Source organism: Phenylobacterium sp. (assembly GCF_036495085.1).
In the GTDB taxonomy this organism is placed as follows: domain Bacteria; phylum Pseudomonadota; class Alphaproteobacteria; order Caulobacterales; family Caulobacteraceae; genus Phenylobacterium.
In genome coordinates, this window is sequence record NZ_DASXNL010000106.1 from 33665 (window position 1) to 60313 (window position 26649).

Here is a 26649-nt window from a genome sequence, read left to right on the forward strand (position 1 = left end):
ACGTGACCTCAGCCGATGCCTTCGCCGCCGGTGACGCCGTAGACTTCGCCCGTGGTGAAGCTTGCCTCCTGGGACGCCAGGAGGACGTAGACGGGCGCGAGTTCCACCGGCTGGCCCGGGCGGCCGAAGGCCGAGTGCTCGCCGAAGTGCTGCACCTTCTCCTGGGTCTGTCCGCCGGAAGGCTGCAGCACCGTCCAGACCGGACCCGGCGCGACGGCGTTCACCCGCACGCCCTTCTCGATCAGCTGCTTGGAGAGCGCCTTGGTGAAGGCGACGATCCCGCCCTTTGTGGTGGCGTAGTCGAGGAGGCTGGCGGAGGGGTCGTAGGCCTGGATCGAGGCGGTGTTGATGATGGCCGAGCCTGGCTTCAGGTGCGGCGTGGCCGCCTGGGTGATCCAGAACATGGCGTAGAGATTGGTCTTCATGGTCGCGTCGAACTGCTCGGCGCTGATCTCGGCGATCCCCGGCTGGGTGACCTGCTTGCCGGCGTTGTTCACCAGGATGTCGAGCCCGCCGAGCTTCTCGACGGCGGTTGCGACCAGCGCCTTGCAGAACTCAGGTGACTTGATGTCGCCGGGAATCGCGATCGCTGTTCGGCCCGCGCCCGCGATCAGCGCCACGACCTCGTCAGCGTCCTTCTGCTCTTCCGGCAGATAGACCAGGGCGACGTCCGCCCCTTCGCGCGCGAACGCGATGGCCGCAGCCCGTCCGATCCCGGAATCCGACCCGGTCACCAGCGCCTTGCGACCCGCCAGGCGGCCATGGCCGACATAGCTGGTCTCCCCATGATCCGGTCGGGGATCCATCTCGGCAGCCAGGCCGGGCGCCGGTTGCGGCTGCTTGGGAAAGGGCGGCTTCGGATATTGCTCGCGAGGGTCCTGCATGGTCAGGCGGGACGCGGCGTCGTCGGACATGGGAATCTCCATTTTCCGACTGAACCGCCGCGGCGGCATTTAGCTCCCCAAAGGCGCGCGCCGTCCGACGGATGCCGGCCGCGGCTCGCGTTAGGGTCACGCACAAGGCGCGGCGTCGCCGGTGTGGAGATCGACGACGAAGCAATGCTCATGACCACTGGCGACCTCACGGACGATGATGCGGATTTCATCGTCGGCGGGAAGGTCGTGCAGGTCTTCGACATAGGCCACCGCCGCCGCCTCGAAACTGGCCTCCTCGACCACGCGGGCGTGGTGGGCGTCGATGTGACGCGCATGGACGCTGAAGCTGCGAAACTCGGGGCTCGGGGTCTCGGGGCTCGCGGTCCCGGGGCTCTGGGCAGTCTGGGTCATAGGGGGCTCCTGAGGTGGTAACGCCCGTGGCCCGGAAAGGATTCATGCGCCGGCGACGGCGCCGTGCGGATCGTGTGGCCGCGGTCGGTCGTTGCGCATCATGACCTGAGTCGGAGACCGCCATGGCCGCGACAAAACTCGCCAAGTACCAGGGGATGCGCGACTTCGCCCGCACGGCCGAGCCGTCGGGAGAGGACGCGAAGGTCAAGCCCTCCGAGGCGCTGCGGTTCGTGATCCAGAAGCATGCCGCGAGCCACCTGCACTTCGACCTGCGCCTGGAGTACGAGGGCGCCTTCCGCTCCTGGGCGGTGCCGAAGGGACCGTCGCTCGATCCGGGGGTCCGCCGACTGGCGATGGAGGTGGAGGACCACCCGCTGGACTACGGCGACTTCGAGGGGACCATCCCCGAGGGCCAGTACGGCGGGGGCACGGTGATGCTGTGGGACCGCGGCTATTGGGCGCCGGAAAAGGGCTTCGAGGCGATCGGCCGGGCGCTGGCCAAGGGGGAGCTGAAGTTCGTCATGGAGGGCGAGCGGATGCACGGCTCGTGGGTGATCGTCCGCACCCGGACGGACGCTCGCGGCAAGGCCAGCTGGATGCTGATCAAGCACCGCGACGAGGCCGCGGTCCCCGGCGATTCCAACGGGCCGTCGGACGCCGACCGCTCCGTGGCCTCGGGCCGCACCATGGTGGAGATCGCCAACGGCAAAGGCCGCAAGGCCAAGCCGTTCATGACCGCGGCGGGGGCGGAGGCGGGCGCCGTGTGGCAGAGCAACCGACGGCAGGAAAAGGCCGCCCCTCCGGTCGCGCCGTCGAGGCCGGCCAAGGCGAAAGCGGCGCCGAAGCCGGTGGTCGCCAAGGCGCTGCCGGCCTTCATCGAGCCGCAGCTGACCCGCCCGCTGGAGAAGCCGCCCTCCGGGCCCGGCTGGGCCCACGAGATCAAGTTCGACGGCTATCGGATGCAACTGCGCACGGAAGGTGGCCGCGCGCGCCTCCTGACCCGAAAGGGCCTCGACTGGTCCGACAAGTTCAAGGAGATCGTCGCCGCCGGCGGCAAACTCGACGATGGCATCGTCGACGGCGAGGTGGTGGCGCTGAACGCCGGCGGCGCGCCGGATTTCGCGGCGCTGCAGGCGGCGATCTCCAGCGGCAAGACCCGTGACCTGGTGTTCTTCGCCTTCGACCGGATGTTCGCGGGCCGGGAGGATCTGCGCGGTCTGCCGCTTGCGGAGCGTAAGGCGCGATTGGAGGCCAGCCTGGAGGGCGCGGCGGCCAACCTGCGCTACGTAGACCACTTCGTCACCGCTGGGGATGCGGTGCTGCAGTCGGCGTGCCGGATGGACCTGGAGGGCATCGTCTCCAAGCGGCTCGACGCGCCCTATGCGTCGGGCCGCGGCGACACCTGGACCAAGGCCAAGTGCCGCGCCGGGCACGAGGTGGTGATCGGCGGCTACACGACCACCGGCTCGGCGTTCCGCTCGCTGATCGCGGGCGTGTACCGCGATGGACAACTCGCCCACGTGGGGCGGATCGGCACCGGTTTCAGCCGCGACAAGGTGGGCAGCCTGCTGCCGCGTCTGAAGGCCCTGGAGACCGACGAAAGCCCGTTCGGGGGGAAGAGCGCGCCGCGCAAGACCGCAGAAGTGCACTGGCTAAAGCCTGAGTTGGTCGCCGAGATCGAATACGAGGGTTTCACCAGCGACGGCCGGCTGCGCCAGGCGGCCTTCAAGGGCCTGCGCTCGGACAAGCCGGCGCAGGAGGTCGAGGCCGAACGGCCCGCGCCCGCCGCCACGCCGGTGGCGCAGCCGGGCGCGGGGACGCTCCGCGCCGGCGTCATGCCTCGCGGGTCAGTCCCCGTCATGGGGATCAGCATCTCGCACGCCGATAAGGCCCTGTGGCCGGACGGCGGTGACGGCCGGCCGGTGAGCAAGCTCGACCTCGCCCGGTATTACGAGGCGGTAGGTCCCTGGATGCTGCGGCACGTCCGCGGCCGGCCCTGCTCGATGATCCGCATGCCGGACGGCATCGATGGCGAACAGAAGTTCTTCCAGCGGCACACCGGCAAGGGTCAGTCCGCGCTGATCAGCGAAGTGACGGTGTGGGGCGACCGCAAGCCCTACACCCAGTTCGACCGGGTGGAGGCCCTGGTGGCGGCCGCGCAGGTCGGCGCCGTGGAGCTGCATCCCTGGAACTGCGAACCCTTCGAGCCGGAGCAGCCGGGCCGGCTGGTCTTCGACCTGGACCCGGCGCCGGACGTCGCGTTCGACGCGGTGATCGCCGGCGCCAAGGAGGTCCGCGCGCGTCTGGAGGCGCTGGGGCTGGAAGCCTTCTGCAAGACGACCGGCGGCAAGGGCCTGCACGTGGTGACGCCGCTCAACGCCAAGGGCGCCGACTGGCCGACGGCCAAAGCCTTTGCGCGCGATGTCTGCAAGGTGATGGCGGCCGACGCCCCGGACCGGTTCCTGATCAACATGGCCAAGAAGGAACGCACCGGCCGCATCTTCCTCGACTATCTTCGCAACGACCGGATGGCGACCGCGGTGGCGCCCCTCTCGCCGCGCGGCCGGCCGGGCGCCCCGGTGTCTTTCCCACTGGCCTGGGGGCAGGTTAAGCGCGGCCTGGACCCGGCGCGCTACACCGTCCGCACGGCGCCGGCGTTGCTGGGCAAGCTCACCGCCTGGGACGGCTACTGTGAAGCCGAGCGCCCGCTCGCAGCGGCGATCCGCAAACTCGGCAAGGTCTGAGGCGGGCGCCACGGTCCGGGTGACCCCGGACGGCCGCTACCTGGTCGTCCGCGGACGGCTCTGCCGGCGCAGCGATGCGCGCCTGGCTGCGCCGGAGCGCGCCGCGCTGGTTCCGCAGCTGATGACGGCGCGCCGCGCGGTGGGCCGGGCGCGCCGGCGCGGGGACACGGCCACCGTGGCGGACACGCACGCGACGGTCGACGCGCCGAAGCGGGCGCTCGGCGAGCGCGGGCCGATCTGCTGGTCGGACGGCGCGCCGGACCGGATGGCCCGGACCACCCCCTGTGCGGCCTAAGTTCTCCGCCGGCTCAGCCGCTGCGCTTGAAGCGCAGGGTGAGGCCGAGGATCAGGCCTGAGAGCGCCAGGCAAACGGCGTTGGAGGCGACCAGCGGCCAGCTCTTCAGCAGGACCCCATACCCGATCCACAAGGCAAATCCGGTCACCGTCACCGCGTACATGCGTAGCGAGACGGCTTCGGCGTCCCGCTCGCGCCAGATCTTGAGCACCTGCGGCACGAAACTTGACATGGAACAGAGGGCCGCGGCGACGCCGACGACGGTGGCGGTCGCTGAGGTCATCGCGGCGTTCGCGGGCGGTTCGGCATCGCGGCCCCCTTTCGGCTTGCGGCTTGCGGCTTGCGGCTTGCGGCTCGGCAACGCCTTGCGCCCGGCGCCGTTCCGATGCGCCCGGCGTGCAACGCCGCGGCGCGCGGCGCGTATCGTCGGGATGCGCCTGGCGACCTTCAACGTGAACGGGATCAACGGCCGGCTGCCGCGGCTGCTGGAATGGCTGGTGGAGACGAAGCCCGATGTCGTCTGCCTGCAGGAGCTCAAGGCGCCCCAGGAGAAGTTTCCGCGCGGCGAGATCGAGAAGGCCGGCTACGGCGCCATCTGGCACGGCCAGAAAAGTTGGAACGGCGTGGCGATACTCGCCCGCGGCCGCCAGCCGGTGGAGACCCGCAAGGGCCTCCCGGGCGACCCGGACGACGTCCAGTGCCGCTACATCGAGGCCGCGATCAACGGCCTGATCGTCGGCTGTCTCTACCTGCCGAACGGCAATCCGGCGCCGGGGCCGAAGTTCGAATTCAAGCTCAGGTGGTTCGAGCGCTTCAGCCGGTACGCCGCGGGCCTGCTGAAGAGCGGCCACCCGGTGGTCCTGGCCGGCGACTACAACGTCATGCCGACCGAGTTGGACGTCTACAAGCCGGAGCGCTGGCTGGACGACGCGCTGTTCCGGCCGGAGGTGCGCGCGGCCTACAAGGCGCTGGTCGACCAGGGTTGGACCGATGCGCTGCGCGCGCGGCATCCGGGCGAACGCATCTACACTTTCTGGGACTACTTCCGGAACGCCTACGGCCGCGACGCGGGCCTGAGGATCGACCACCTGCTGCTCAGTCCAGCGGTGGCCGGGCGTCTCGAAGCGGCCGGCGTCGATCGCGCATTCCGCGGTCGCGAGAAGGCCAGCGACCACGCCCCGACCTGGATCGTGCTGCGGGACGCGCCCCCAGGCTGACCCCAGATGGTTCATCGCCGGTTCAGGCGTCGGGCGCGATCGTGCAACACCGGAGGCGGACACGCTCCCCGTCCCTCGAAGTGGACGTCTCCGGCGAAAAGACAAAGGCGGCGCGTCGCTTCGGCGGCGCGCCGTTCTCGCATCTTGCCGGGGCGCAGGACGATTACCCCGCCGCGCGCGGCCGCCGCGAGGCGCCGGCGGTTGTTTATGTCGGTTACGGCGATCGCTGCTTCACCGGCCGCCACCGCTATCCGGTTCAGGCCGCGGATCGCGTCGACGGCGGCGTAGAGCCCTGCACGCCCTCCTACGAAAGGCGGCGACGGCTGCCGTTCGCCGTCGCGATTTTCGCCACCTGCGAGCGGCTGGCCGCGCAGGCGGACGCCATCTACCTCTAAGGGAACCAGGCCGCGGGCCAGGCGCTAGCGCAATGCCCGCCTTGACCGTGGGCCCGGGAGCCCGTCTGTGACCGCCGTCGTCTCGCACGAACACTACCGGCTGCTGCGAAAGCTCGACACGGAATCGAGGGTGACGGCGGAGGAAAAGGCGGCCATCTGCGCGCTGCCCCTGAAGACCCGGCCCTTCGAGAAGCGCGTGGACCTGGTCGAGCAGGGCGACCAGCCGCACCACGCCTGTCTCATCGTCGAGGGCATCGTTTGCCGCTACAAATGTCTGAGCGAGGGCCGCCGGCAAATCCTCTCGGTGCACGTACCCGGGGACCTGCCCGACCTGCAGAGCCTGTTCCTGGACCGGATGGACCATGGCCTCGCCACCCTCACGAAAGGACGCGCCGCCTTTATCCCGCACCCGGCGCTGCGCCGCCTGATCGAGGCCTGGCCCAATGTGGCCGCAGCGCTCTGGCGCGACACCCTGGTGGACGCCTCGATCTTCCGCGACGGGATGGCCGGCCTGGGGCGGCGGACCGCCCGCGAGCGCGTGGCGCACCTGATCTGCGAGATGGCCGTCCGGCTGAAGGTGCTGGACCTGGTCGAAGGGACCCAGTTCCTCCTGCCGCTCACCCAGACCCAGCTGGCCGATGCGCTTGGGGTCTCGAACGTCCACATCAACCGGGTCCTGAAAAGCCTGCGCGCCGACGGGCTGATCCGCAGCCGCGGGCGGCAGGTCGAGATCGTCGACTGGCCGGCGCTGTGCGCGGCCGGCGACTTCGACCTCGACTACCTGCACCTGCGCCCGGACGCCGTGCCCGACGACCTCAAGCCGCCGCCGGAGAAGGCTGCGCCCGACCCCGCCTAGCGGGCCTCAGCGCGGGATCCGAAGGACGAGCAGGCCGGCGTTGAGCGCCACCAGGACGGCGGCGATGGCCCAATAAGCCGCGCGCGCCGGCGTGTTGACGAGGTCGCCCATCCGCGCCTTGTCGCTGGTCAGCAGGATAAGCGCGATCACAGCGAACGGCAGCTACAGGCTGAGGACCACCTGGCCGGCCACGAGCAACTGGCCGACCCCGGCGGCGCCGTAGAGCCAGGCGATGGCGGCGGCGGGAACGATGGCCAGCCCGCGTGAAACCAGCCGTCGCGCCCACGGCGCGATCCGGAAGGTCGTGAACCCCTCCAGTACGATCTGGCCGGCGAGGGTGCTGGTCAGGGTGGCGTTCTGGCCGGCGGCGAGCAGGGCGATGCCGGCGACCAGGGGCAGGTGGAAGAGCAGCTGTAGGGCGATCGCCGCGCCCAGCACTTCGGCCAGGTCGCAGGTGATGATCGCGATCTCGCACAACAACCAGAGCATCGTGCGGACCGCCGGGCCGTAGCGGGCGCGACAGGCCTGGGCCAGGTCCTGGCCGGTGGCGATCCCCAGCCGCGCGGCCATGGCCTGCAGCGCCATGGCCATGACATTGGCCAGCACCACCAGGCTCAGGAGGCGGTAGCCGAAGGCCGAGCCGCCGGCCAGGCCGTTGGCCCAGTTGCCCGGATCCATGGAGCCGACCGCCACCAGGTAGCCGGGCCCGGCGGCCGCGGCGATCCGGCGCAACGCCCCTGCGCCGGCGCGGGGCCGGCGCAGGGGCGCGGCGGCGCCCAGCGGCAGGGTTGCGGTGGCCGCGAACTCGGGGGGCGGAGGCATAGCGAGCGACAGGTCAGGCCTGGGCCGGTCCCACGAAGGACCGGCCCGCCCGGCCTAGATCGCCTTGGCTTGCGCGGTGGCGTCGGCGATGTCCTTGGCGCCGCCGAGATCCTCTTCGCTGATCTTGCCGGCGCCTGGGCCGGCGCCCAGGTCCGCGCCGGTCTCGGGGTCCTGCGCGGGATCGGACAAGGTCCGGGCGGCGAGCTTCTTGACCACCGCGTCGGTCTTCTCGTCGAGCGTGACGCTGGCCAGGCCGTCGCCGCCGTCGGCGGGCAGGGTGGCGTTGAGGTCATCGACCCGCTCCCATTGCTCGCCGGTGTTCCAGGGGCCCTCCATGTCGCCCTCGCCCTGCGAGGTGTTCACGTACATGTTGGCGTACTTGACGATGCCGGGCAGCTTGCCGGGCGGGAAGTTGTCCTCGATCGAATAGAGCGCCTTCTCGAAGGACTTCTGGTGGGCGATCTCGCGGGTCATCAGGAAACCCAGGGCCTCCTTGATGCCCGGGTCGTCGGTGATGTTGATCAGCCGCTCGTAGACAATCTTGGCGCGGCTCTCGGCGGCGATGTTGGACCGCAGGTCGCAGGTCGGGTCGCCCTTGGTGTCCACATAGGCCGCGGTCCACGGGACGCCGGAGGAGTTGGTCAGGGCCGGGCCGCCGCCGTAGAGCAGCGACTGGGTGTGGCTGTCGCCGCCGGCGTTGATCGCCATGTAGAGGTCGGCCTCTTCCATCGCGGCCTCGGAGAGCTGCGCCTTCACGCCCTTGTTCAGCATCGCGACGATCGAGCCGATCACCTCCAGGTGACTGAGCTCCTCGGTGGCGATATCCAGCAGCAGGTCCTTGCGGCCGGGATCGAATTCGCCGAGGCCCTGGGTGAAATAGCGCATTGCCGCGGCGAGCTCGCCGTCGGGACCGCCGAACTGCTCGAGCAGCAGGGAGGCCAGCGCCGGGTTCGGTTCGGCGACGCGCACCGTGTATTGCAAGCGCTTGTTGTGCATGAACATGGGGGGCGTCCTAAGGGGGTGGGTGGATGGGGACCGCCAACACCCCGACCCCTGAGCCGTTCCCCTCCCGATCGTCGAAAACCTGAAGAATCCACAGGTCGCTGTCCGTCAGAGGGACCCAGCCGGCGGCGCGCCGGCGCGCGCGCGCAAGGTGGCGCGAAGGTCTCCCCCGGTATGAAGGGTGACGTGGAGCCTCGACTAGGCGGCGATCGCCTCGCGGAGCGGGCTCGCGGCGCGGGCGGCGCGATGCGGCGAGAGGTGGTCGAGGATGGCGTCGAAAGCCCCCTCGGCGGGGCGGCCGTCCGCCGGGATATGGCCGGCTTCCAGCAGCCGCCCCAGCGCCATGCGCGCGCGGCAGACCCGGCTCTTCACGGTGCCGGGGGGGACCTGCAGGATGTCGGCGGCCTCATCGTAGGAAAACCCGCCGACACCGACCAGCACCAGGGCCTCCCGATGCTGGTCGGTGAGACGGGTCAGTGCGCGGCGCACTTCATCCAGCTCCAGGATGCTGTCCACATTGTCCCGCGCCTGCAGAGTCGCCTCGGCCACCTCCGGATTGAGGACGGTGGAGCGCCAGGCGCGCCGGGCGTCGGAGTAGAACCGGTTCCGCAGGATGAGATAGACCCAGGCGCGCAGGTTCGTGCCCCTTTCGAAGGCGTCGCGCGCCTTCCAGGCGCTGGCCAGCGCCTCCTGGGCCAGGTCGTCGGCGCGGCTGGGGTCGCGGCAAAGACTGCGGGCGAAGGCGCGCAGCTGCGGGATCAGGGCGATCAGCGCCTGCTGGAAATCGTCCGGGTCAACAGTCGAGTAAGCGGACGCGCTCGGCGCGCGGGGGTCTGCTGTCTGCATCGGCAGGGCCTTCTGTGGGATGCCCGCCGAACGACGCCGCGGGACACCAAGGCAACCTGCGGTTTTTTACGGGGTTCCTGGGTGACAGTGGAGCGCCGGCGCTTTGCGCGGTTTTCACCGACCTATGTAAGTTTTCCGCTTTCACGCCGGGGCGCGCGCCGAACACGCGAGGCGCGATGACTTGCGCGCGGTCGGTGTTTGGCAGGCCGCGACGGCGCGTCTTCCTGGGGCTCGTCCCGAAAGCCGCTTCGACCGCAGGGATGGGATGGGATGGATGGCCGGCAAAAAACCACCCAGGTTAAAAGAAATCGCCGAAACCTGGCTTGACGCCGGAACGTGGAGCGGGGGGCGGCATTGCCGCTGGCGGTCCGCGCCGGACCGGGCCCCTGGGACTGCTCGTATGCCAAGACCGCCAGTCCCGCCCGCCGCCTCATCGGCGCCATGATCCCCTCGCAGTTAAATTCGATCTCGGCGCAGCGGATCGCCTGTGCGGCCGCGCGGAAGCTTGTGCGCACCTTCGCCAGAGCGCCCCATCCGCGCCGGCAGGCGCGCTGCGCCGACCCGGCGCGGCTGGACTTCGCGGCGAGACCGCGGTGAGCCGTCTGGGGGTCCGGTTGGGGCGACTGACGCTCCGAGGGCTGGCGATCGGGCGCAGCACCGGAGCCATCGCGGTGCTGGCTCGGCTGGGCTACCTGTCGCGCGGCGCCGTCTACCTCAGCGTCGGCGGGATTGCCGGGCTGAAGGCGGCGGGATTGACCCCGCACGCCAAGGGGAGCCTCGACGCTCTGCGAGCCTGGGCGCAGTGGCCGCTGGGCGTGGTTCTCCTGTGGGTGATCGGCCTGGGCCTCTGCGCCTTCGCCGCTTGGCGCGCGCTGCAGGCCGTTCTTGATATCGAGCGCTCCGGCCGCGGACCCAAAGCGCTCCTGGGCCGGGTCGGCAAGGCGGTGAGCGGCGTGCTTTATGGGACCCTGGGGTACGAGGTTCTCCGCTTTCTCGACACCTTGCGCGACCTGCGCCACGCCGGCGATGACGAGTTCGCGGCGCCGTTCGGCGGCCTTATGGCGTCGCCGTTCAGCCGCACCCTGCTCATGGGGGTCGGCGCCGCGGTCCTGTTGGCAGGGCTCGGCAACATGGTCCGCGCAGGCGTTGACCGCTTTACGCCCTCCCTGGACTGCCGCCCGGACTGGCGGGCGCCTCTCGAATGGACCGCGCGGGCCGGCTACTTCGCGCGCGGCCTGGCCTTCCTCCCCGCAGGCTGGTTGACGCTGCGGGCCGGTTGGCGGGCTCGCCCGAACGAGGCGCTCGACATCGGCCGGGGCCTTGAAACCGTTCTGGCCACCCCGTTCGGCCGCGGCGGCCTGGCCGCCATTGCCGCCGGGTTGATCGCGTTCGGACTTTTCGGCGTGGCCAAGGCAGCATTGCGGCGGGTGGACCAGGGCCGGGCCGCCGCCGGCGGACACGGCGACGGGCCCGCGACCCCCTATTGACCCGCGGGCATCTTCTGCAGCATGCCGAGGTGCATCTGCACCACCGGCACGATCTTCGCCGCGGCGGCCTTGAGGTTGGGGTCGTCGCCGGCCTTGGCGTAGCCGCTCTGCAGGGCCAAGGCCTGCTTGTGCGCCGCCAGCTGCTGGCCGACGTAGGTCTTGTCGAACGCCGCGCCGCTCTGGGCCTTCAGCTGGGTGAGCTTCGCCTGCTGATCGGCCGTCAGCGCCGGGGGCGGCCCAACGGACAGGCCGCTCTTCTTCGCGGCCGCCATCACCATCTGGGTGCTCTGGGTGTGGTCGGTGACCATCTTCTGCGCGAAGCTCTTCACGTCCGGGTTCGTGGCCTTGCGGGCCGCCAGCTTGCCGCTTTCGATCTCGAACTGGTCGGACTGGCCGGCCATCGTCATGTATTGCGCTGCCGGCGGCGGCGCCTGGGCGAAAGCCGTGGCGGGCAGGGTCAGGGCCAGCGCGCCGGCCAGGAGCAGGGTTCGCATCGGAGAAGTTCTCTCTTTGGGTCCGGCGCAGGGGCGCGCCGGAGGCGAAAACCCGCGCGCGCCCATTCGGCTCCGTTCCCGACCGGTGCCGGCCCCGCGGAACCCGGCGCGCCGGCGTGGGATTTCCGCGCCGGGGACCGCGGCCGAGGAGACCTGATGAGCGAGGGCCGACTGCGCGTAGGGACGTCGGGCTGGATCTACCGGCCCTGGCGTGGCCTGTTCTATCCCCAGGACCTGCCGCAGAAAGCCTGGTTCAGGTTCTACGCCCGCCAGTTCGATACCGCCGAGATCAACGCCACTTTCTACCGGCTGCCTTCGCAGGCGGCGGTGGCGGCTTGGCGCGAGGCGGCGCCGGAGGGGTTCGAGTTTGCGTGGAAGGCGTCGCGCTACATCACCCAGGCCAAGAAGCTCAGGGACGCCGAGGCTCCGCTGGCGCGGGTCTACGCGCCGATGGCCGCGCTCGGCGATAGGACCGGCCCGACGCTCTTCCAGTTGCCGCCGCAGCTGCGGCTCAACCTGGACCGGCTGACCGGCTTCCTGAAGTTGCTGCCGAGCGGTCGGCAAGCGATGGAGTTCCGCCATCCCAGTTGGTACGTCGACCCGGTGTTCGAGGCGCTGGCGGCGCGCAACGTCGCCTTCTGCATCTCCGACCATCACAACGCGCCCGCGCCCTGGGTCCGGACCGCGAGCTTCGTCTATGTCCGGGGCCACGGTCCCGGCGGCGCCTACGTCGGATCCTACAGCAACGCCGAACTCAAGCGCTGGGTGGGCGAGATCCGCGGGTGGCGAGCCGACGGTCACGACGTCTACGCCTATTTCGACAACGACATCGGCTGCGCGGCGCCGGGTGATGCGCTGCGGCTGCGGGATCTGGCGGGTTAGGCGCCGCCCCTAATCGCCGCCGCGGCCGGGGTCGTCGAGACTGGCGCCGGCGTCCGCGCCACCCGGCGGCATCGCGTCGCTCGCGAAGGGATCGGTCGGTGACGGGGCGGTCTGCGCGGCGCTCGCCAGGACCTCGGCGGCCGAGCGGCCGTCCGGCTTGGGCGCACCGTTCTGGCCCCCCTTGTTCACGTCGGGTTCGAAGCCCGTCGGATGGCCCTGGACGATCCGGACCGTGGGCCCGGCGACAGGATCGGGAGCGGGTTGAACGCCCGCATGCGGCTCGGCCTGAGTGTCGAGTTGGGAGTCGAGCTGGGGGTTGGCTTCAGGGTTGGACTGAGCAGCGGGGCTAAAGTCGGGGCTAAGATCGGACATCAGGGCCTCCAAGCGTGCCTGATCGGGCAAGGTCCTGAAGCCCGCAACGGTTCCCTGCCGATGAAGCCGCCGGGTCGAGGACGCGGCGGAACGCCTTCCCCTCGGCCGCGCCGGCGGTCGCGGCGGACCATCGAGTGGGCGCTCCCGCAACGCCGCCCCCGGACGGGCAAACGCCGGAGCAGAGGACGGCAGAGCGGAGCGCAGATCCGGCGACGCGGCGCCTCGGTTCCGTTGGCGGCCGACAATGCCGTTGAAATCCTGGAAGAACGGTGGGGAACGGGTTTTGACAGCCGTCGTTCTGGCCCCGGAAACGGGAGGAGTGCGATGCCGGACGGAACCCAGGCCCCGCGACAAGCCACCGGCCTCGGCTCTGGCGCCGCGCCGGCCCGGCCGATGACCCTGCTGCAGAAGGCGGTCTATCGGGGGCCGCATCTCTACAGTCGCCTGCCGATGGTGCGCCTGATGGTCGACCTCGGCGATCTGGAAGCCCATCCCACGAACCAGCTCCCGGGCGGCCGGATCGGGCGCCTTCTGGGGGCCGTGGCGCACAACCCGCGAATCCTCGGGGTCGGCATAGACGAGGACACCGCCATTTGCCTCTCCGGCGTGCGCTTCGACGTCCTCGGCTCCGGTGCGGTCTATGTGGTCGACGCCGAGGATGTCACCCAGTCGAACATCGCCGAGGCGCGCTCGGAGTCCGCCCTGTCTCTGCACGACGTGCGCCTTCACGTGTTGGCGGCGGGCGACGGTTTTGATCTCGATAAGCGCCAGCCGCTCAGCCCCGACCAGGCCAGGGCGCGGCCGGCCTTCCAAAAGGCCGACTAGCGACGCGTGATGATCGCTCCGACCGCAGCGATACGCTCCACGTCGGCATAAGCGGGGGCGTCGAGCTGGGCGCTGAAGATGTCGGGGTCGAGCTCGCGGTAGGTGACGGCGAAGGCGGCCGGGTCGAGGCCGGCTTCGAGCCTTTCTCGCAAGGGATCGCGGCCGTCGATGATGGCGCTGCCGGTGTAGAGCACCAACCGGCCGCGGTCGGCCATCTTTGCCGCGCCGTCGAGCGCCCAGTCGAGGGACAGGCGCGCCCCATGCAGGTCGCCGCCGTCCCGGTAGGTCCGGCCCTCGTCCCCAGCAATGAACGGCGGGTTCGCAATGATCAGGTCAGGCCGCTCGGACACCCCCTCGAGGCCATCGCTCAGGCGGAAGTCGGCGCTGATCCCGGCGGCGTGCAGGTTGATCCGCGCCAGGCGCAGCGCCAGCGGATTGACATCTGTCAGGATCAGGCGATCGGGCTTGACCAAGCGGGAGACCACGACGGCGCCGGCGCCGGAGCCGGCGCCCACATCCACGGCCACGGCGGGCGGCGGGGTGTCGCTCAGGACCTCGCCAAGGAAGTTCGAGAACCGGTAGGTGTCGGGCCCGAAGAACACGGCGTCGGCGCCGGTCGGCGGGAAGGCCGAATGCAGGAACAGATCCTGGCCGAGCGAGGCGACGCGCAGGCCGGCCTTCAGGCCCTCGGAGGTCGGCTGCAGCACATCCGCCGCGTCCAGCAGCTTCAGGATCGCGGCAGGCACGATCCCCTCGCCGAACGGCAGGCTCCAGCCCAGGGCGTCGCGCACACTGGCCGCCCGCGCTTTGCCGGGCCGGGAGATCACCCGGCGGTGGGTCGCAGGTGTCGGGACGGTGAAGCGATAGCCCTCCGTCCTCAGCCGTGCGAGCAGGGCCGCTAGCGCCGCGTCCTGGAACGCTTCGCCCGCATCGGATCGGGCCGCCGCGGCGGCCGGGAGCGCCGCACGCCGGCGGAAGGGCGTGACAACGCTTGCGTCAGCCCCCCTCACGTGTCGCGGCCCGGGCTGAGGCCCGGCTGCGGCGCGCGGGCGGGCGCGAAGGTGCGCTTCTCCGGCCTGGCCCGCCCGGCGATCGGCACGCCGAAGAACATCGCGCCGATCGCCGCCATCACCCCGTGGCGGACCGGATGCGGATCGCCGGCCAGGCTGTGCGGCTGAGCGCCGTCGGGGCTCGGCGACGGCTCTGCGCCAGCGGTCGTGCGCGGGCTCGAGAGCATGGAATGCCTCCTGGGCTTGGTCTTGGGCGGGAAACGCGGCCTCGGCACGGCCGTTCCGCTGGGGGGCTGACACAAAAGGCGCAATACCCTGGGGCGGACTCTGCGGGCGCGGCCCGAATGATCGGCGCGAGTTCAGCCGTTCGGAAGCCCCCTGTCATTCGATGTCGCCGTCGGCTGAGACCGGAGCGTGGTTGAGCAGCGCGACCAGGCCGACGCCGCCGAGGGTATTGCCGATGAATGTGGGGAGGAGAAACGAGCCAAGGTAGGCGGCAAGGGTCGCCTGGCCGGTGAGTACGCCGTAGGCGCCTTCGGTCGAGCCCGCGATGATGTGGTTGAGCTTAGCGAAGGCGACCAACCAGGTGAGCAGGGCGATAATGACGATCTTCGCCGAGCCGCCGCTCGGGAGCAGCCAGACCATCAGCGCGATCAGCCAGCCGGCGAGGAGTGCGCGGAGCAAGGTGTTCCAGAAGGGATGGGCGAGCGGGTCGCCGGCCAGCTGGTTGAGGGCGGCCGAGGTCTCTGGGGGCAGCGGGTGGCCCACCGCCAGCATCGCTGCAAAGAGCCAAGTGCCGACCAGATTGGCCGCCAGCACGATCGCCCACAGGCGCAGGGTGGCCATTCCGGTCGCCAGCTTTCGATCGTGCAGCGCCGGAAGCATCGCGGTCAAAGTACTTTCCGTGAACAGTTGCTGGCGACCGAGGATGACGATCGCAAAGCCCACGGCGTAGCCGGCGGCGGCGATGGCGTCGCGGCCCGCGACGCCGCTGAAGCTGGTCTGCAGCAGGGCCTGGGCGACGAAGGAGAAGCCCATGGAAAGGCCGGCGGCCAGGCCCGACCAGAGCAGGGCACTGGCCGGGCGGCGCAATTCGGTCTCGCCTTCGGCGCGGACGATTTCGTGGATGACGAGGGGCCGCAGCGGCGCGTTCTGCTCGGCCTTGGCCTTCTCCGCGCAGTCGAGATGCTTGGACTGTCGGGCGTGCTCGGCCATTAAGCCGCTCCGCCCGTATGCGGTCGGGCGGCGCCGTTGAACGGCGGCGCCATCAGCGCGCTAGGATTGGCGATCTCCACGGTCGCCCTGGCCCTTCTTGGCCGGTGTCTTCGAATGCTGCCGCTGGTCGGCGGCCAGGCTTTTGCCGACGTCCACCTGGTCGTCGGTGAATTGGCCCTTCTCGTCACGGCGGGCGTAGCGCTTGTCGCCCTTGTTGGGCTCAATAGTCTCGCGTGCGGTCATGGCGGCGCCTCCTTTGTTCACCGGGAATCGTGAAGTGGGAGGTTGGTTCCCTTGAGCGCCGAGGGCCTGGCGGTCCGGTGGCGCCGGTCAGCGCTCAGGGCCGCCGCAGGGTGGGATGAAGCTCCGGGATGGAAGGGGTGCGAAGCGCAGCCTGAGGACCCGGTGAAGAGCGCGACCCGGTCTCACAAAAAAAAGACCCGGTCAGGGCGCGACTCAGCGGAACTGGCTGTCCTTGCCGCCGCGTCGGTTAATGCCTGGACATACGGCGCGGCGATCGCGGCCCGACCGGCAGCCGACGCAGGTATGAACGCCGGGCAGGGCGCGGCGGCGGGCCTCCGGGATGTCATCGCCACATTCCACGCATTGGGCCGAGCGGTCGCCGGACGCCAGGCGGGCGCGGGCGCTCAGGACCCCGTCGATGATGGTGTCCTCGATCTGCTCCAAGACTGCCCCTTCGTGCGCCCAGCCGGCCGACCAAGGATTTCAAGCCGTCGGCCTCAGGGGGGCCGGATGTTCGGGTTGGCCGCCGGCCTGCGCGCAAGGCCGAGCGTATCGGCCTTTCGACGGGCGACCTTCGGAGGGGAACGGAATTCAAAGCCAAGCGCTCCCGCGCCCTCTGAGGAGGAGAGACGATGCTCGCAGGACAAAGGCTCGCCGCGATGGGCAAGTTCACACCGGAATTTCCGGACGCCGAGGCGCTCCATGTCGGCCTGGCCCGCTGGAACCGGCGACGGCTGGCGGTCCAGACGCCGCACGGCGACTGGCCGTCGCAACTCCTCGAAGACCAGCGGATGCTGCGGCTGGAGGGCGCCTTCGTCGAGGCGTTCCGCACGCATGTCGCCGAGCTGGTGAGCGGCGTCCCCTCGAATCCGGAGCGCTTCATCGCCTGGTTCGAGGACCTCAAGATGTCCGGCCCCGGCCAATGGGACCCGCTATTCGACTGGCTGGCGACCACCGCCACGCTTGAGCAGATGAAGTGGTTTCTCAACCAGGAGGCGGCCGGCGAAGCCGGGTTCGAGGACCTGGTCGCTCTGACCCAGGTGAAGCTGCCGGCCCGGGCCAAGCTGGAACTCGCCCGCAACTACTGGGACGAGATGGGCCGCGGGTCCCCGGGCGGCATGCACGGGCCGATGCTCGAGCGGACCGTCGCGGGCCTCGACCTGCATCCAACCATCGAGGGCACGCTTTGGCAGAGCCTGTGCCTCGCCAACCTGATGACCGCGCTGGCGACGACCCGGCGCTACACCTACCAGTCGATCGGCGCGCTGGGTGTGGTCGAGTTGACCGCCCCAACCCGAGTGTCCAGCCTCGACGCCGGCCTCAAGCGGCTGGGCTGCGCTCCGGAGCAGCGGAAGTATTTCGCCCTTCACGCCCACCTCGACGTGGAGCATTCGATCGCCTGGAACGCTGAGGCTTTGATCCCGCTGGTCGAGGAAGCTCCGGCCCGCGCCAAGTTCATCGCCGAAGGGGCGCTGATGCGCCTCATCTGCGGCGAGCAGTGCTTTACGGCCTACAGCGCCGCGTTGCTGGCCCACCATCACCCGCTCGTTTACGCCGCCTAATGTCGAAGGTCTTCTGGTGGGCCAGCGGCATGTAGGCTGGTGACGCTCAGCGGAAGCCTGGCCGGGGCGTCCATGTCCATAGCAGGTCGTAGAGCCCCGCGGAGTCAGCCTTCGCGCCAAAGAAGTGCGGGATGCGGGTGAAATGGAAGGCGGCGGTGTCCAGGCACTGCGCCGGGGCCATGTCCTCGCGGCCGAACGGCCGGCGCCCCCGCATCAACCCAAACGCGTGCGCATAAGAGGACGGCGCGTCGAACGGGGCTGGATTGAAACGACCTGGGCCACTGGCCCCGTGTCGCCCCGTCGCGAGGGCGTGGATCGAAACCCGTTCTCCGTGCCGAGGCTGAACAAGACCAAAGTCGCCCCTGTGCGGTGGCGTGGATCGAAACAGCCTAACGCCCCAGATGTCCGCGGACGCGCCGGAGACCGTCAGCCTAAAGCGCTGGGATTAGCGACCGGGTCTGCTCGGCAGAGCGACTTTTCCTGAACGATTTTACGAACAGCAAAACGTTTATCCAAGACCCGGCTTTGTCCTGCGGGACATAGCAATTGGGGGCCGGATTGTACGTTCCGAATTTCCCATTCCTGCGGGGCGAGTTTGAGCGGGTAGGCGAGCGGTGAAGCGACTCGTCTTTGTCGCCGTTTGATGGTGGCCGAAAGTCCAGAAATTGCTGATGAGGAAAACACGGCAAAGGGCGCTGCCGAACATTCAGTGTGCTGTCGCCGAGCACAACGAAACTGATGATCTTCGGCTGCGCGCCGTGGTTCGCCGGTTGGAAACGAGACCCCGGCGGGATCATGCTGATGCCTGGAAGACCCTCGCGGTCAAGACGCCCCATCCCTCGTGTCGTTCACGTTTGAAATTCCTGGGTCTCTCGACGGTGTCTCTCGCCGTTCTTTTGCTGGCGGCATTCGATGGGCGGTCAGCGCACGCACAACAGGTCATGGCCAATGGGACGACTGAAACTGCGACGGGCACGATCGACACCGGGACGTTAGCGCAGCCCAACGGCCGCGCATTGTATGCGCTCAATAACGGTGTCATCACCAGCTCCAGTCCGCTGACGCTGATCACCGGAGGCGGCTACGCTGCGGGAGCTTACGCCGAAAGCGGCGGGCGGATTACCATTGCCAGCGGTTCAACGGTCACCACGACCGGGTCCGGCGCGTCCGCACTATTCGCCACAGGTACGGGAACCGGCGGCACGGTCTCCACGATCAGCGCGACGGACACCACGATCTCCTCGGCAGCGACCGGCTCCTTCGTGGTGTACGCCACGCGAGGCGGCATGATCAATTTGACCGGCGGTTCAGTCACTGCTGGTTCGGGAAGTAGCGCTCTTTACGCATTTTCCGCCGACCTAAGCAGCAACGCAACGATCAATGCATCTGGCGTTGCGGTCTCCAGTGGCGGCTACGGCGTCCAGGCAAACGTGAACGGCATCGTCAACCTGACAGGTGGCACGGTCACCACCAATGGCGCTGATGGCTATGGCCTCTTTGCGATCGGCACGGGCGCCACAGTGAACGCCGACGGGACCGTGGTTCAAACGTGGGGGGATTCTGCGAATGGCGCATTCCTTCTCGCAGGGCAGACGATGACGTTGCAGAACGTCACCATCGTCACAAACGGCGCCAACGCAACAGGAGCGGCCGTCGATAGCGGCGGCGTCATCGGCAGTGGCGGTGGCAGTGGCGCCCTGACCATCACCGGCGGTTCAATTACCGCCAACGGGTCTTCATCCTATGGCCTGCTCGGCACCAGTGGCACCAGCCTGACGGCCACCGATGTCGCCGTCGCGGTCACCAACAGCAGTAGCATCGGTGCGTCCGCGCAGTTCGGCGCCCAGGTCCTTGTGAAGGGCGGCACCATCAGGAACACCGGCGATTCGGGCGCGGGCTTGTTCTCGGTTGGCCTTTTGGGAGGGACCGGCGCATCCCTGACCGCAGATGGCGTGACGGTGACGACATCCGGTGCAAATTCGCACGGCGCGGTGGTCCGCGGCGGCTCCAGCCTGACCATCGAAAATGGCAGCAGCATCACCACCGCGGGGGCCGGATCGGCCGCGCTATATACGTCGGCCTATGACGCCAATCCCAGCATCGTCATTGTCGCCAACAGCACGCTCAGCTCGGCGCAGAGCGTCGGCATCTACACCACCGGTACAACGCTCAACGCGTCGCTCACGGGTTCATCAGTGAGCGGGGGTGCTGCGCTATCGGCCACAGTCAATGGCGGCGCCCTCAACCTTATGGCCGACTCGTCGACGCTGACCGGCGCGGCGCTGACCGAATTCTCTTCCGGTTCGACCACCAACGTCACATTGCAGAGCGGTTCGCTCTGGACGATGACGGGCGATTCGAGCGTCACCAACCTCACGCTCGATGCGGGTACCCTGCGCTACGGCGCGGCGGCGACCCTCAGCGTCGCCAATCCGATCTTGCTCGCCGGCGGCGGCGGCACGATCGATACGAACGGTTTCAGCCCCACGCTGGCGGCCCCCATCAATGGCGCGGGCAGCCTCACCAAGACCGGCGCGGGCGTGCTGAGCCTGACGGGAGACAGCAGCGGTTTTTCCGGCGCGGTCGCTGTCACGGGCGGCGTGCTGTGGGTTGAGGGAACGCTGGGTAACAGCGCCAGCACGCTCGACGTCGGCTCCGGCGGCACGCTGGGCGGCAGCGGGTTCATCGGCGGCAATATGACAGTCGCGGACGGCGGCATTCTGGCGCCCAACGCCGGCGCTGGGTCGAGCGCCAGCACGCTGACCATCAATGGCGATCTCACGTTAAGCCCCGGCTCCATCCTCAACTACAACTTCGGGGACGCCAATGTCGTCGGCGGCGTCTTCAATGACCTCACCATCGTTCGCGGTGACCTGACGCTCGATGGCACGCTGAACGTGACGGCCTCGCCGGGCGGCAGCTTCGATCAGGGCATCTATCGCATCATCAGCTATGGCGGATCGTTGACGGACAACACCCTCGCGCTCGGCTCCGTGCCCGCAGGGGACACCTATCAGGTTCAGACCTCGACTCCCGGAGAGGTCAATCTCATCGTCGGCGCTTCGCTCAACACCTTCACCTTCTGGAATGGAGGAGACGCCGGCCTGCACGGCAACGGCACGGTCAACGGGGGCGATGGCGTGTGGCAGAGCTCGGCCGGCAACACCAACTGGACGGACCAGACCGGTGTGCCGATCGGCCCATGGAGCGATGGCAACTTCGCCATCTTCGTGGCGAGGCCCGGCACGGTCACCGTCGACAACAGCCAGGGTCAGGTCACCGCCTCGGGCATGCAATTCGCATCGGATGGCTATGTGATCCAGGGCGACGACCTCACATTGCTCCCCGACGCGCAAGGCCAGTCGCTCATTCGTGTCGGTGACGGCACTTCGCTGGGCGCGAACTTCACGGCGACGATCGCCTCAAACCTGGCCGGCGCCACGCAGCTGGTGAAGGACGATCTGGGCACGCTCGTGCTCTCCGGAGCCAACACCTACAGCGGTGGCACGGCGATCAACGGCGGCACGCTGCGGGTGTCGGCGGATAACAATCTGGGTGCGGCGTCGGGGTCGCTGAGCTTCGACGGCGGCACGCTGAACGCGACGGCGAGCTTCACCACGGCGCGGCCCACCACGCTGGCCGGGCTCGGTGGCACGTTCGCCGTCAATCCGGATACCACCCTGACCATGACGGGTGCGATTGATGGCGCCGGCAGCCTCAGCAAGGCCGGCGCCGGCACGCTGCTGCTGGACAACACCGCCAACACCTATAGCGGCGATACGCTCATCAACGCCGGCATGTTGCAGGCGGGCGCGGCGAACAGCTTCTCGCCGAACTCGGCCATGACCGTGGCCAGCGCCGGCACGCTGGATCTGGCCGGCTTCAGCCAGACCGTGGCGGGCCTCAGCAATGCCGGCCTCATCAACATGGGCAGCGGTACCGCGCCAGGCGCCGTGCTGACCGTCAACGGCGACTATGTCGGCAACGGCGGCACGATCGTCTTCAACACGGTCCTGGGCGCCGACACCTCGCCGACCGACCGGCTGGTGGTAAACGGCTCGACGTCGGGTGCAACGAACCTGCGGGTCGTCAATGCGGGCGGCCTCGGTGCGCAGACGACGGGTAACGGCATCGAACTCGTCGAGGTCAACGGGGCCTCGAACGGTGCGTTCCGCCTGACCGGCCGTCTCGCGGCCGGCGCCTTCGACTACGATCTGTTCAAGAACGGCGTCGGCGCCGATGCGGCGGATGGCGACTGGTATCTGCGCTCGAGCTTCCGGCCCGAAGTGGCGGTCGATAACGTGGCCCCGGCGCTGGCGAGCCGGCTCGGCCTTGCCATGCTCGGCGCCTACACGCAGCGCACCGGCGACGGCGGCATCGCCCAACTGTGCGCCGACGATGCATCGGCTCGGCGATCACCGCGCGGCAGCGCCTGCAACACGCGGTTATGGGGACGGGTGTTCGGGGAGACCGGCTCGTTCGGCGGCAATGGCTCCGATGGCGCCTTCGCCGGCTCCGGTCCGGCCTACAGCTTCGATTACGGCGGCTTCCAGGCCGGGGCGGACCTCTACCGCACCATGTTCGACAGCGCCGGTTTCTATGCCGGCGCGGCCACCCTGCGCAGCGATGTCAAAACCCCCAATGGCGCCGCTGCCGGCCGGGTCGGCATGGACGCCTATTCGCTCGGCGCCTACTGGACCCACCAGGATCGAGCAGGCTGGTACACCGACCTCGTGCTGCAGGGGAGCTGGTACGACAACATCCGCGCCAGCTCGTCGGCCGGCCAGAGCTTCGACACCGCCGGCTGGGGCCTCACCGCATCGGCCGAGGCCGGCTATCGGATCGGGCTCGGCGACGGCTACAGCGTGATCCCGCAAGGCCAGCTGATCTATCAGCGCACCGACCTCGGCGGCGGCGCCGACCAGTTCGGCCGGATCAGCTACGACGCCACCGACGAGGTTTACGGCCGGTTCGGCGCCCGCTTCGCCAAGGACTGGCGGACCGACAGCGGTCAAACCGTGACCGGCTGGGCCGATGCCAACGTCTGGCGCCAGTTCGGCAGCGAGGCCAGGACCACGTTCGCCACGCTTGAGGGCGCCTCGCCGACTTCGGTCGGGGCAAGCCTCGGCGGCAGCTGGGCGCAACTCGGTCTCGGTCTCTCCGGCCGCATCACCGACAAGGTCAGCCTCTTCGGCGCCTTCGACTACAACATCAGCCTCAGTCAGCCGGGCGACAGCATCGGCGGGCGCGCCGGCATTAGGGTCAGCTGGTAGCCGCAGAGTGGCTTTCCACACGCGTGGGCCGAGTACTTCGAGATCTTCTCAACGTGCTGGGCGAGCGCGCGCTCGCCTGTCATCTTCTGACGGCCCGATAGGGGGCGTGGCCATCGTCAGATCTTGCGCCAGGGAGGTGTGAGGTCGCGCCGCCGACACTGCCTGGTTGATGGTCGACGCCGCGACCGCAACGGCGGACGGCAACAGCACGCCGTCCTGCCGGGTGTAGAGCTGACGGGACTGCTGCATGCCGCCCCGATATCGGTAGCGATCTGGTCGGCGGCCCGGGTCACAACGTGGTCCCCGAAGTTCTCGCGCAACGCGTCCATCACCGTATCGGGGAACATCTCGCCCTTGCGCATCGCCTCCAGGGAAAGCACGAGTTCGTGCAGGCCATCCGCAGTTCAGGCGGCGTCCGGCTCGCCTACCATGGCGCAAAGCCGTAGGCGCCTCAGGTCGCCGCCGCGGTGCTCGCTGTAAAACAGTTTCCACGCCGCTAGGCGCAAACCCCGCAAGCTTGACACACTACGCCGCCCAACGCGCCGCGGACTGTGACCGCCCCGGTCTTTACCCGCGCCGAGGGAGATGCCAATACGCCGATCGTAGGACATCCGCGGATATCGCATGGCAGGCCTATCGCGTCGCCTCATGGCGCTGGACAAACAGCTGGCTGACCTCGACGGGGGCAGCGAGACGATGATGCTCAGCCAATTTGATGGCTTCGTGGCGGGGCTCCTCACCTGTCCAGACCTCATCATGCCAGGCGAATGGCTACCGATGGTCTGGGGCGGGGAGGAGGAGGACAGCGCTCCCGTCTTCACCAAGCAGAAACTCAAGCGGCTCGTGACGCTGATCATGGCGCATTACAACGACGTCGCCGACACGCTCCACTCCCGGCCCGGCAAGTACACGCCGATCTTCGACATCGATCCAGATCACGACGAAATCTACTGGGAGCCTTGGATCGCAGGCTTCGGGGCAGCCATGTCGCTTCGCCCGGCGGAGTGGGGGCGACTGCTTAAGGGCGACAGCGAAGCGGCGGTAGCCTTGGCGGGTTTGATCACACTCGTCGCCATCGACGTGGGCGACAGCGAGCTTCCAAAGGACCTGGCTGAGGAGCTCGCCGCCTCTGCGCCAGATCTAATCCCCATGTGCGTCGAAACCCTTCACGAATGGCGCCTAACCCAGCACCAACTTCATCCGACCGCAAACGACCCCCCTGCCGCCCCAAAAGTCGGCCGCAACGATCCGTGTCCCTGCGGCTCAGGCAAGAAATACAAGAAATGCTGCGGTCTCCAATGACCTGTGTGGCGCACCATTTACTTGACGGGGTCGCCGCACCGATTGGCTGACCCTTCCGGAGCCCGCCACGACAATATGGGCTTTCGGGTTGCCCGAGCCCGTTGACCCGCTCTGGTATTGCCCACGAAGATGGCGAGTCGGTTCCACCATCCCGGTGGTTCGCGACCGGCCGTTGGCTCCCCGCGCGGCGACCGATTCGACCTTGACGTGGCCCGAGGCGACTCCAATACCGAGCTCATGAAGTCCACCGCCGCGCCCGCTCTGGCCGACGCCACCCTTCCCGAGTTGCCAAACCACTACCGCGGGAAGGTCAGGGACAACTACGACCTGCCCGACGGGCGTCGGATCATCATCGCTTCAGATCGGCTGAGCGCCTTTGACCGCATCCTGGCGGCCATTCCTCACAAGGGCCAGGTACTGACCCAGACGGCGCGCTATTGGTTCGATCAGACGGCCGACATCTGCCCGAACCACGTCTTGGAGTACCCCGATCCCAACGTGGTCGTGGGGCGGCGCCTGACCATCCTGCCTGTTGAGATCGTCGTGCGAGACTACCTCGCTGGGACGACCGGCACCTCGATCCTGACCCTGTACAAGCAAGGCCAGCGCAACATGTACGGGCACACCTTGCCCGATGGCCTGCGCGATAATCAGCGCCTGCAGCAGCCGATCATCACGCCGTCCAGCAAGGCCTTCGACGCCGGCCACGACGAGCCGCTGACGCCGGACGAGATCCTGGCCCAAGGGCTGCTGACGGCGGAGCAGTGGGAGACGGTGTCTGCCTACGCGCTGGCGCTCTTCGCCCGCGGTCAACACATTGCCGCCGAGCGAGGTCTGATCCTGGTCGACACCAAGTACGAGTTCGGAACCGACGCCGACGGCCAGATCCTCCTGGCCGACGAAATCCATACGCCCGACTCCAGCCGCTACTGGATTGGCGCGACGTATCCAGCAAAGTTCGCAGCTGGCGAGCGCCCCGATTCCTTCGATAAAGATTTCGTTCGCAGCTGGGTGGCGGCGCAGTGCGATCCCTACGCCGACGCGATCCCCGAGATACCGGCCGGGATGATCGAGGATACCTCGAAGGTCTACATCCAGGCGTTCGAGGCCATCACCGGACAAACCTTTGAACCACCCACCGCGGACGAACCGGTGCTGGACCGTATCCGCCGCAACCTCGCGCCTTACAGCCGCTGACTGGACCTCGATCCACCAAGGGTCTGGGTCGGTTCAAGGTCTCGGCGGGTGGGGCCGCCCCACCAGCGCACCAGAGCCCGCTGCCCGGCGCGCAAAGCCGATCCCTACTGTTGCCCTGAGGCGGCAGGGCCCGGAATTCTCTGAGAAGGCGCGGACGACAACGCCGGACGGCGCCCGGATCGTCTGGAGCTCGACGACAGGATCGCAGGTCGCGCCCACCCAACGACAGCGGCACGATAGCGGCGGCGAGCGGAAGGCGGCCTCACGGGCGACGCCTCCGCGCCACCCTCCAGGTTGCACCGCCACCGATGTTGGTCCGGCGCTTAACGAGGCCCTCGGGTTTCTCCTGATTGAGCTTGCGACGACTTCGTTATGAGGCTGGGCGAAACGAGCAAACGGCCAGCCCCATGACAGTCGGTGACGTCTATAGCCCGGCGGAACCGTCGCTATCTGAGCGACGCGCCCGGGAGATCGTGGAGGGTGTGGCTGAAGGCTTCATCAGTTTGGGCGCCGATTGGCGTATCACCGACTGCAGTGCGGGAGCCGAGCGGCTGCTACGGCGGAAGCGAGACGACCTGCTTGGACTGAGGCTCTGGAGCGTCGCTGGCCTGGCGAAAGACAGCGCCTTCGCCGAGCTAGGCCGGCGCGTGGCCCGGAGAAGGCGGCCGGAGGAGGCGGAGTTCGCCTATCGCGTTGACCGCCGCTCGCGGCTGTTTCTTGTCCGCGCCTTCCCACTCGCCGGCGGCGTTGCGGCGGTATGGCGCGACATAACGAAGGTGCGCGCCACGGAGCGGCGTCTCGCCGCGAGTGAGGCGCACCAGCGCGAGGTTGCAGACGATCTTCCGGCCGCAGCCTGGTTAAGCAAGGCCAACGGAGGGTTGATCTTCATAAACGAGGCGATGGTTCAGGCGCTCGGTCGCCCGCGTGGCGAGCTGCTTGGCGAGGGCTGGATGCAATCGATAGATCCCGACGACCGCGCGGGCCTGGCGATCGCCCGCGCAGAGGCGCGCATGAACGCCGCTCCGGTTCAGTATGAAGGAAAGTTTCGTCGTCCAGACGGGAGCCTGCGTATCATCCAGCTGTACGGACGCCCACGCTTCGATCACGAGGGAAACTTCACTGGCCACGTGGGCACTGCGACGGACGTGACTGAGGTGCGGGCGGCGGAGGCGCGCCAGCGTCTCCTGATCAACGAGCTCAATCTGCGCGTCAAAAACACCTTGGTGACGGTGCAAGCTCTCGTGCGACAGACCCTGCGCGAGCATAGCGCCTCACCGGAGCTCGGAGACGCGATCGATGGGCGCATTTTCGCGCTCGCGGCGGC

At 68.8% G+C, this 26649-nt stretch carries 27 protein-coding genes and 1 pseudogene; 13 read left to right on the forward strand and 15 right to left on the reverse strand.

Features of this window, described 5'->3' with window-relative positions; all coding sequences use genetic code 11:
• Nucleotides 1–8: 8 nt before the first annotated feature.
• On the reverse strand, nucleotides 9–914 hold the full coding sequence (locus VGI62_RS12605) for an SDR family oxidoreductase (protein WP_331504843.1): 906 nt from the start codon (nucleotides 912–914) through the stop codon (nucleotides 9–11).
• A gap of 96 nt (nucleotides 915–1010) precedes the next feature.
• Nucleotides 1011–1286, reverse strand: a complete 276-nt coding sequence (locus tag VGI62_RS12610) for a DUF5961 family protein (RefSeq protein WP_331504844.1) — start codon at nucleotides 1284–1286, stop codon at nucleotides 1011–1013.
• Between the two features lie 122 nt (nucleotides 1287–1408).
• Between VGI62_RS12610 and ligD the strand changes: the two genes are divergently transcribed.
• Both ligD and VGI62_RS12620 read left to right on the forward strand, forming a co-directional pair.
• Nucleotides 1409–4030 (forward strand): DNA ligase D, encoded by a 2622-nt coding sequence (gene ligD / locus VGI62_RS12615; protein ID WP_331504845.1) that lies wholly within the window; start codon nucleotides 1409–1411, stop codon nucleotides 4028–4030.
• On the forward strand, nucleotides 3978–4325 hold the full coding sequence (locus tag VGI62_RS12620; protein WP_331504846.1) for a hypothetical protein: 348 nt from the start codon (nucleotides 3978–3980) through the stop codon (nucleotides 4323–4325). Before ligD ends, VGI62_RS12620 begins: the two co-directional genes overlap by 53 nt.
• 13 nt (nucleotides 4326–4338) lie before the next feature.
• Here VGI62_RS12620 and VGI62_RS12625 read toward each other — a convergent pair whose 3' ends face one another.
• Nucleotides 4339–4557, reverse strand: coding sequence for a SemiSWEET transporter (locus VGI62_RS12625; protein WP_331504847.1), 219 nt, complete (start codon nucleotides 4555–4557; stop codon nucleotides 4339–4341).
• Here VGI62_RS12625 and xth point away from each other — a divergent pair.
• The 3 genes from xth to VGI62_RS12640 all read left to right on the forward strand — a co-directional run bounded on the left by xth (nucleotide 4556) and on the right by VGI62_RS12640 (nucleotide 6793).
• Nucleotides 4556–5542 (forward strand): exodeoxyribonuclease III, encoded by a 987-nt coding sequence (xth, locus tag VGI62_RS12630; RefSeq protein ID WP_331504848.1) that lies wholly within the window; start codon nucleotides 4556–4558, stop codon nucleotides 5540–5542. The genes VGI62_RS12625 and xth overlap by 2 nt on opposite strands.
• A 41-nt stretch (nucleotides 5543–5583) precedes the next feature.
• Nucleotides 5584–5937, forward strand: a complete 354-nt coding sequence (locus VGI62_RS12635; RefSeq protein ID WP_331504849.1) for a hypothetical protein — start codon at nucleotides 5584–5586, stop codon at nucleotides 5935–5937.
• A 67-nt stretch (nucleotides 5938–6004) separates the two neighbouring features.
• Nucleotides 6005–6793 carry a Crp/Fnr family transcriptional regulator gene (locus VGI62_RS12640; RefSeq protein ID WP_331504850.1) on the forward strand — a complete coding sequence of 263 codons (789 nt, stop codon included), beginning with the start codon at nucleotides 6005–6007 and terminating at the stop codon, nucleotides 6791–6793.
• A 6-nt stretch (nucleotides 6794–6799) separates the two neighbouring features.
• On the opposite strand, the gene VGI62_RS12645 is transcribed toward VGI62_RS12640, so the two are convergent.
• The 4 genes from VGI62_RS12645 to VGI62_RS12660 all read right to left on the reverse strand — a co-directional run bounded on the left by VGI62_RS12645 (nucleotide 6800) and on the right by VGI62_RS12660 (nucleotide 9463).
• Entirely contained in the window at nucleotides 6800–6943 is a 144-nt protein-coding gene (locus tag VGI62_RS12645; RefSeq protein WP_331504851.1) for a hypothetical protein, read from the reverse strand.
• A 12-nt stretch (nucleotides 6944–6955) separates the two neighbouring features.
• Nucleotides 6956–7615 (reverse strand): Nramp family divalent metal transporter, encoded by a 660-nt coding sequence (locus VGI62_RS12650; protein ID WP_331504852.1) that lies wholly within the window; start codon nucleotides 7613–7615, stop codon nucleotides 6956–6958.
• A 54-nt stretch (nucleotides 7616–7669) separates the two neighbouring features.
• Nucleotides 7670–8617 carry a manganese catalase family protein gene (locus VGI62_RS12655; RefSeq protein ID WP_331504853.1) on the reverse strand — a complete coding sequence of 316 codons (948 nt, stop codon included), beginning with the start codon at nucleotides 8615–8617 and terminating at the stop codon, nucleotides 7670–7672.
• Nucleotides 8618–8815: 198 nt separating this feature from the next.
• Nucleotides 8816–9463, reverse strand: a complete 648-nt coding sequence (locus VGI62_RS12660) for a sigma-70 family RNA polymerase sigma factor (RefSeq protein ID WP_331504854.1) — start codon at nucleotides 9461–9463, stop codon at nucleotides 8816–8818.
• A gap of 593 nt (nucleotides 9464–10056) precedes the next feature.
• On the opposite strand from VGI62_RS12660, the gene VGI62_RS12665 reads away from it, so the two are divergent.
• Nucleotides 10057–10950, forward strand: a complete 894-nt coding sequence (locus VGI62_RS12665) for a DUF1206 domain-containing protein (RefSeq protein ID WP_331504855.1) — start codon at nucleotides 10057–10059, stop codon at nucleotides 10948–10950.
• On the opposite strand, the gene VGI62_RS12670 is transcribed toward VGI62_RS12665, so the two are convergent.
• Entirely contained in the window at nucleotides 10944–11444 is a 501-nt protein-coding gene (locus tag VGI62_RS12670; RefSeq protein WP_331504856.1) for a DUF4142 domain-containing protein, read from the reverse strand. The two genes, VGI62_RS12665 and VGI62_RS12670, sit on opposite strands and share 7 nt — an antisense overlap.
• 156 nt (nucleotides 11445–11600) lie before the next feature.
• On the opposite strand from VGI62_RS12670, the gene VGI62_RS12675 reads away from it, so the two are divergent.
• On the forward strand, nucleotides 11601–12326 hold the full coding sequence (locus tag VGI62_RS12675) for a DUF72 domain-containing protein (RefSeq protein WP_331504857.1): 726 nt from the start codon (nucleotides 11601–11603) through the stop codon (nucleotides 12324–12326).
• A 9-nt stretch (nucleotides 12327–12335) separates the two neighbouring features.
• Here the strand turns inward: VGI62_RS12675 and VGI62_RS12680 are convergent, their stop codons facing one another.
• Complete coding sequence (locus VGI62_RS12680; protein WP_331504858.1) at nucleotides 12336–12698, reverse strand: hypothetical protein; 363 nt, start codon at nucleotides 12696–12698, stop codon at nucleotides 12336–12338.
• A 324-nt stretch (nucleotides 12699–13022) separates the two neighbouring features.
• Between VGI62_RS12680 and VGI62_RS12685 the strand changes: the two genes are divergently transcribed.
• Entirely contained in the window at nucleotides 13023–13523 is a 501-nt protein-coding gene (locus tag VGI62_RS12685; RefSeq protein WP_331504859.1) for a hypothetical protein, read from the forward strand.
• On the opposite strand, the gene VGI62_RS12690 is transcribed toward VGI62_RS12685, so the two are convergent.
• From VGI62_RS12690 to VGI62_RS12710, 5 genes and pseudogenes are all read right to left on the reverse strand, one after another.
• A complete protein-coding gene (locus tag VGI62_RS12690; RefSeq protein ID WP_331504860.1) occupies nucleotides 13520–14533 on the reverse strand; it encodes a methyltransferase in 1014 nt (337 codons plus the stop codon). The genes VGI62_RS12685 and VGI62_RS12690 overlap by 4 nt on opposite strands.
• Nucleotides 14530–14760, reverse strand: coding sequence for a hypothetical protein (locus tag VGI62_RS12695; RefSeq protein WP_331504861.1), 231 nt, complete (start codon nucleotides 14758–14760; stop codon nucleotides 14530–14532). Before VGI62_RS12695 ends, VGI62_RS12690 begins: the two co-directional genes overlap by 4 nt.
• Nucleotides 14761–14914: 154 nt before the next feature.
• Nucleotides 14915–15748, reverse strand: coding sequence for a formate/nitrite transporter family protein (locus VGI62_RS12700; RefSeq protein WP_331504862.1), 834 nt, complete (start codon nucleotides 15746–15748; stop codon nucleotides 14915–14917).
• A gap of 60 nt (nucleotides 15749–15808) precedes the next feature.
• Entirely contained in the window at nucleotides 15809–15991 is a 183-nt protein-coding gene (locus tag VGI62_RS12705) for a hypothetical protein (RefSeq protein ID WP_331504863.1), read from the reverse strand.
• Nucleotides 15992–16204: 213 nt separating this feature from the next.
• A pseudogene (locus VGI62_RS12710) lies at nucleotides 16205–16450 on the reverse strand (TraR/DksA family transcriptional regulator); the annotation flags it as partial.
• Between the two features lie 173 nt (nucleotides 16451–16623).
• Between VGI62_RS12710 and VGI62_RS12715 the strand changes: the two are divergent.
• Entirely contained in the window at nucleotides 16624–17553 is a 930-nt protein-coding gene (locus VGI62_RS12715; RefSeq protein ID WP_331504864.1) for an iron-containing redox enzyme family protein, read from the forward strand.
• 46 nt (nucleotides 17554–17599) lie between these two features.
• Here VGI62_RS12715 and VGI62_RS12720 read toward each other — a convergent pair whose 3' ends face one another.
• On the reverse strand, nucleotides 17600–17767 hold the full coding sequence (locus VGI62_RS12720; RefSeq protein ID WP_331504865.1) for a hypothetical protein: 168 nt from the start codon (nucleotides 17765–17767) through the stop codon (nucleotides 17600–17602).
• Nucleotides 17768–18224: 457 nt separating this feature from the next.
• Here VGI62_RS12720 and VGI62_RS12725 point away from each other — a divergent pair, with 457 nt between their 5' ends.
• The 4 genes from VGI62_RS12725 to VGI62_RS12740 form a co-directional block, all read left to right on the forward strand.
• Nucleotides 18225–22826, forward strand: a complete 4602-nt coding sequence (locus VGI62_RS12725; RefSeq protein WP_331504866.1) for an autotransporter outer membrane beta-barrel domain-containing protein — start codon at nucleotides 18225–18227, stop codon at nucleotides 22824–22826.
• A 624-nt stretch (nucleotides 22827–23450) separates the two neighbouring features.
• Nucleotides 23451–24128, forward strand: coding sequence for a UPF0149 family protein (locus tag VGI62_RS12730; RefSeq protein ID WP_331504867.1), 678 nt, complete (start codon nucleotides 23451–23453; stop codon nucleotides 24126–24128).
• 237 nt (nucleotides 24129–24365) lie between these two features.
• On the forward strand, nucleotides 24366–25325 hold the full coding sequence (locus VGI62_RS12735; RefSeq protein ID WP_331504869.1) for a phosphoribosylaminoimidazolesuccinocarboxamide synthase: 960 nt from the start codon (nucleotides 24366–24368) through the stop codon (nucleotides 25323–25325).
• A gap of 407 nt (nucleotides 25326–25732) precedes the next feature.
• Nucleotides 25733–26649 (forward strand): PAS domain S-box protein (locus tag VGI62_RS12740; RefSeq protein WP_331504868.1); only part of this gene is annotated, 917 nt, incomplete at its 3' end.

Bases quoted from the DNA above. Each gene is read 5' to 3' on its own strand.
- VGI62_RS12605 (WP_331504843.1), bottom strand. From the start codon at position 914: ATGTCCGACGACGCCGCGTCCCGCCTGACCATGCAGGACCCTCGCGAG.
- VGI62_RS12610 (WP_331504844.1), bottom strand. From the start codon at position 1,286: ATGACCCAGACTGCCCAGAGCCCCGGGACCGCGAGCCCCGAGACCCCG.
- ligD (WP_331504845.1), top strand. From the start codon at position 1,409: ATGGCCGCGACAAAACTCGCCAAGTACCAGGGGATGCGCGACTTCGCC.
- xth (WP_331504848.1), top strand. From the start codon at position 4,556: ATGGAACAGAGGGCCGCGGCGACGCCGACGACGGTGGCGGTCGCTGAG.
- VGI62_RS12625 (WP_331504847.1), bottom strand. From the start codon at position 4,557: ATGTCAAGTTTCGTGCCGCAGGTGCTCAAGATCTGGCGCGAGCGGGAC.
- VGI62_RS12650 (WP_331504852.1), bottom strand. From the start codon at position 7,615: ATGCCTCCGCCCCCCGAGTTCGCGGCCACCGCAACCCTGCCGCTGGGC.
- VGI62_RS12655 (WP_331504853.1), bottom strand. From the start codon at position 8,617: ATGTTCATGCACAACAAGCGCTTGCAATACACGGTGCGCGTCGCCGAA.
- VGI62_RS12660 (WP_331504854.1), bottom strand. From the start codon at position 9,463: ATGCAGACAGCAGACCCCCGCGCGCCGAGCGCGTCCGCTTACTCGACT.
- VGI62_RS12670 (WP_331504856.1), bottom strand. From the start codon at position 11,444: ATGCGAACCCTGCTCCTGGCCGGCGCGCTGGCCCTGACCCTGCCCGCC.
- VGI62_RS12675 (WP_331504857.1), top strand. From the start codon at position 11,601: ATGAGCGAGGGCCGACTGCGCGTAGGGACGTCGGGCTGGATCTACCGG.
- VGI62_RS12680 (WP_331504858.1), bottom strand. From the start codon at position 12,698: ATGTCCGATCTTAGCCCCGACTTTAGCCCCGCTGCTCAGTCCAACCCT.
- VGI62_RS12685 (WP_331504859.1), top strand. From the start codon at position 13,023: ATGCCGGACGGAACCCAGGCCCCGCGACAAGCCACCGGCCTCGGCTCT.
- VGI62_RS12695 (WP_331504861.1), bottom strand. From the start codon at position 14,760: ATGCTCTCGAGCCCGCGCACGACCGCTGGCGCAGAGCCGTCGCCGAGC.
- VGI62_RS12700 (WP_331504862.1), bottom strand. From the start codon at position 15,748: ATGGCCGAGCACGCCCGACAGTCCAAGCATCTCGACTGCGCGGAGAAG.
- VGI62_RS12705 (WP_331504863.1), bottom strand. From the start codon at position 15,991: ATGACCGCACGCGAGACTATTGAGCCCAACAAGGGCGACAAGCGCTAC.
- VGI62_RS12715 (WP_331504864.1), top strand. From the start codon at position 16,624: ATGCTCGCAGGACAAAGGCTCGCCGCGATGGGCAAGTTCACACCGGAA.
- VGI62_RS12720 (WP_331504865.1), bottom strand. From the start codon at position 17,767: ATGCGGGGGCGCCGGCCGTTCGGCCGCGAGGACATGGCCCCGGCGCAG.
- VGI62_RS12725 (WP_331504866.1), top strand. From the start codon at position 18,225: ATGAGGAAAACACGGCAAAGGGCGCTGCCGAACATTCAGTGTGCTGTC.
- VGI62_RS12730 (WP_331504867.1), top strand. From the start codon at position 23,451: ATGGCAGGCCTATCGCGTCGCCTCATGGCGCTGGACAAACAGCTGGCT.
- VGI62_RS12735 (WP_331504869.1), top strand. From the start codon at position 24,366: ATGAAGTCCACCGCCGCGCCCGCTCTGGCCGACGCCACCCTTCCCGAG.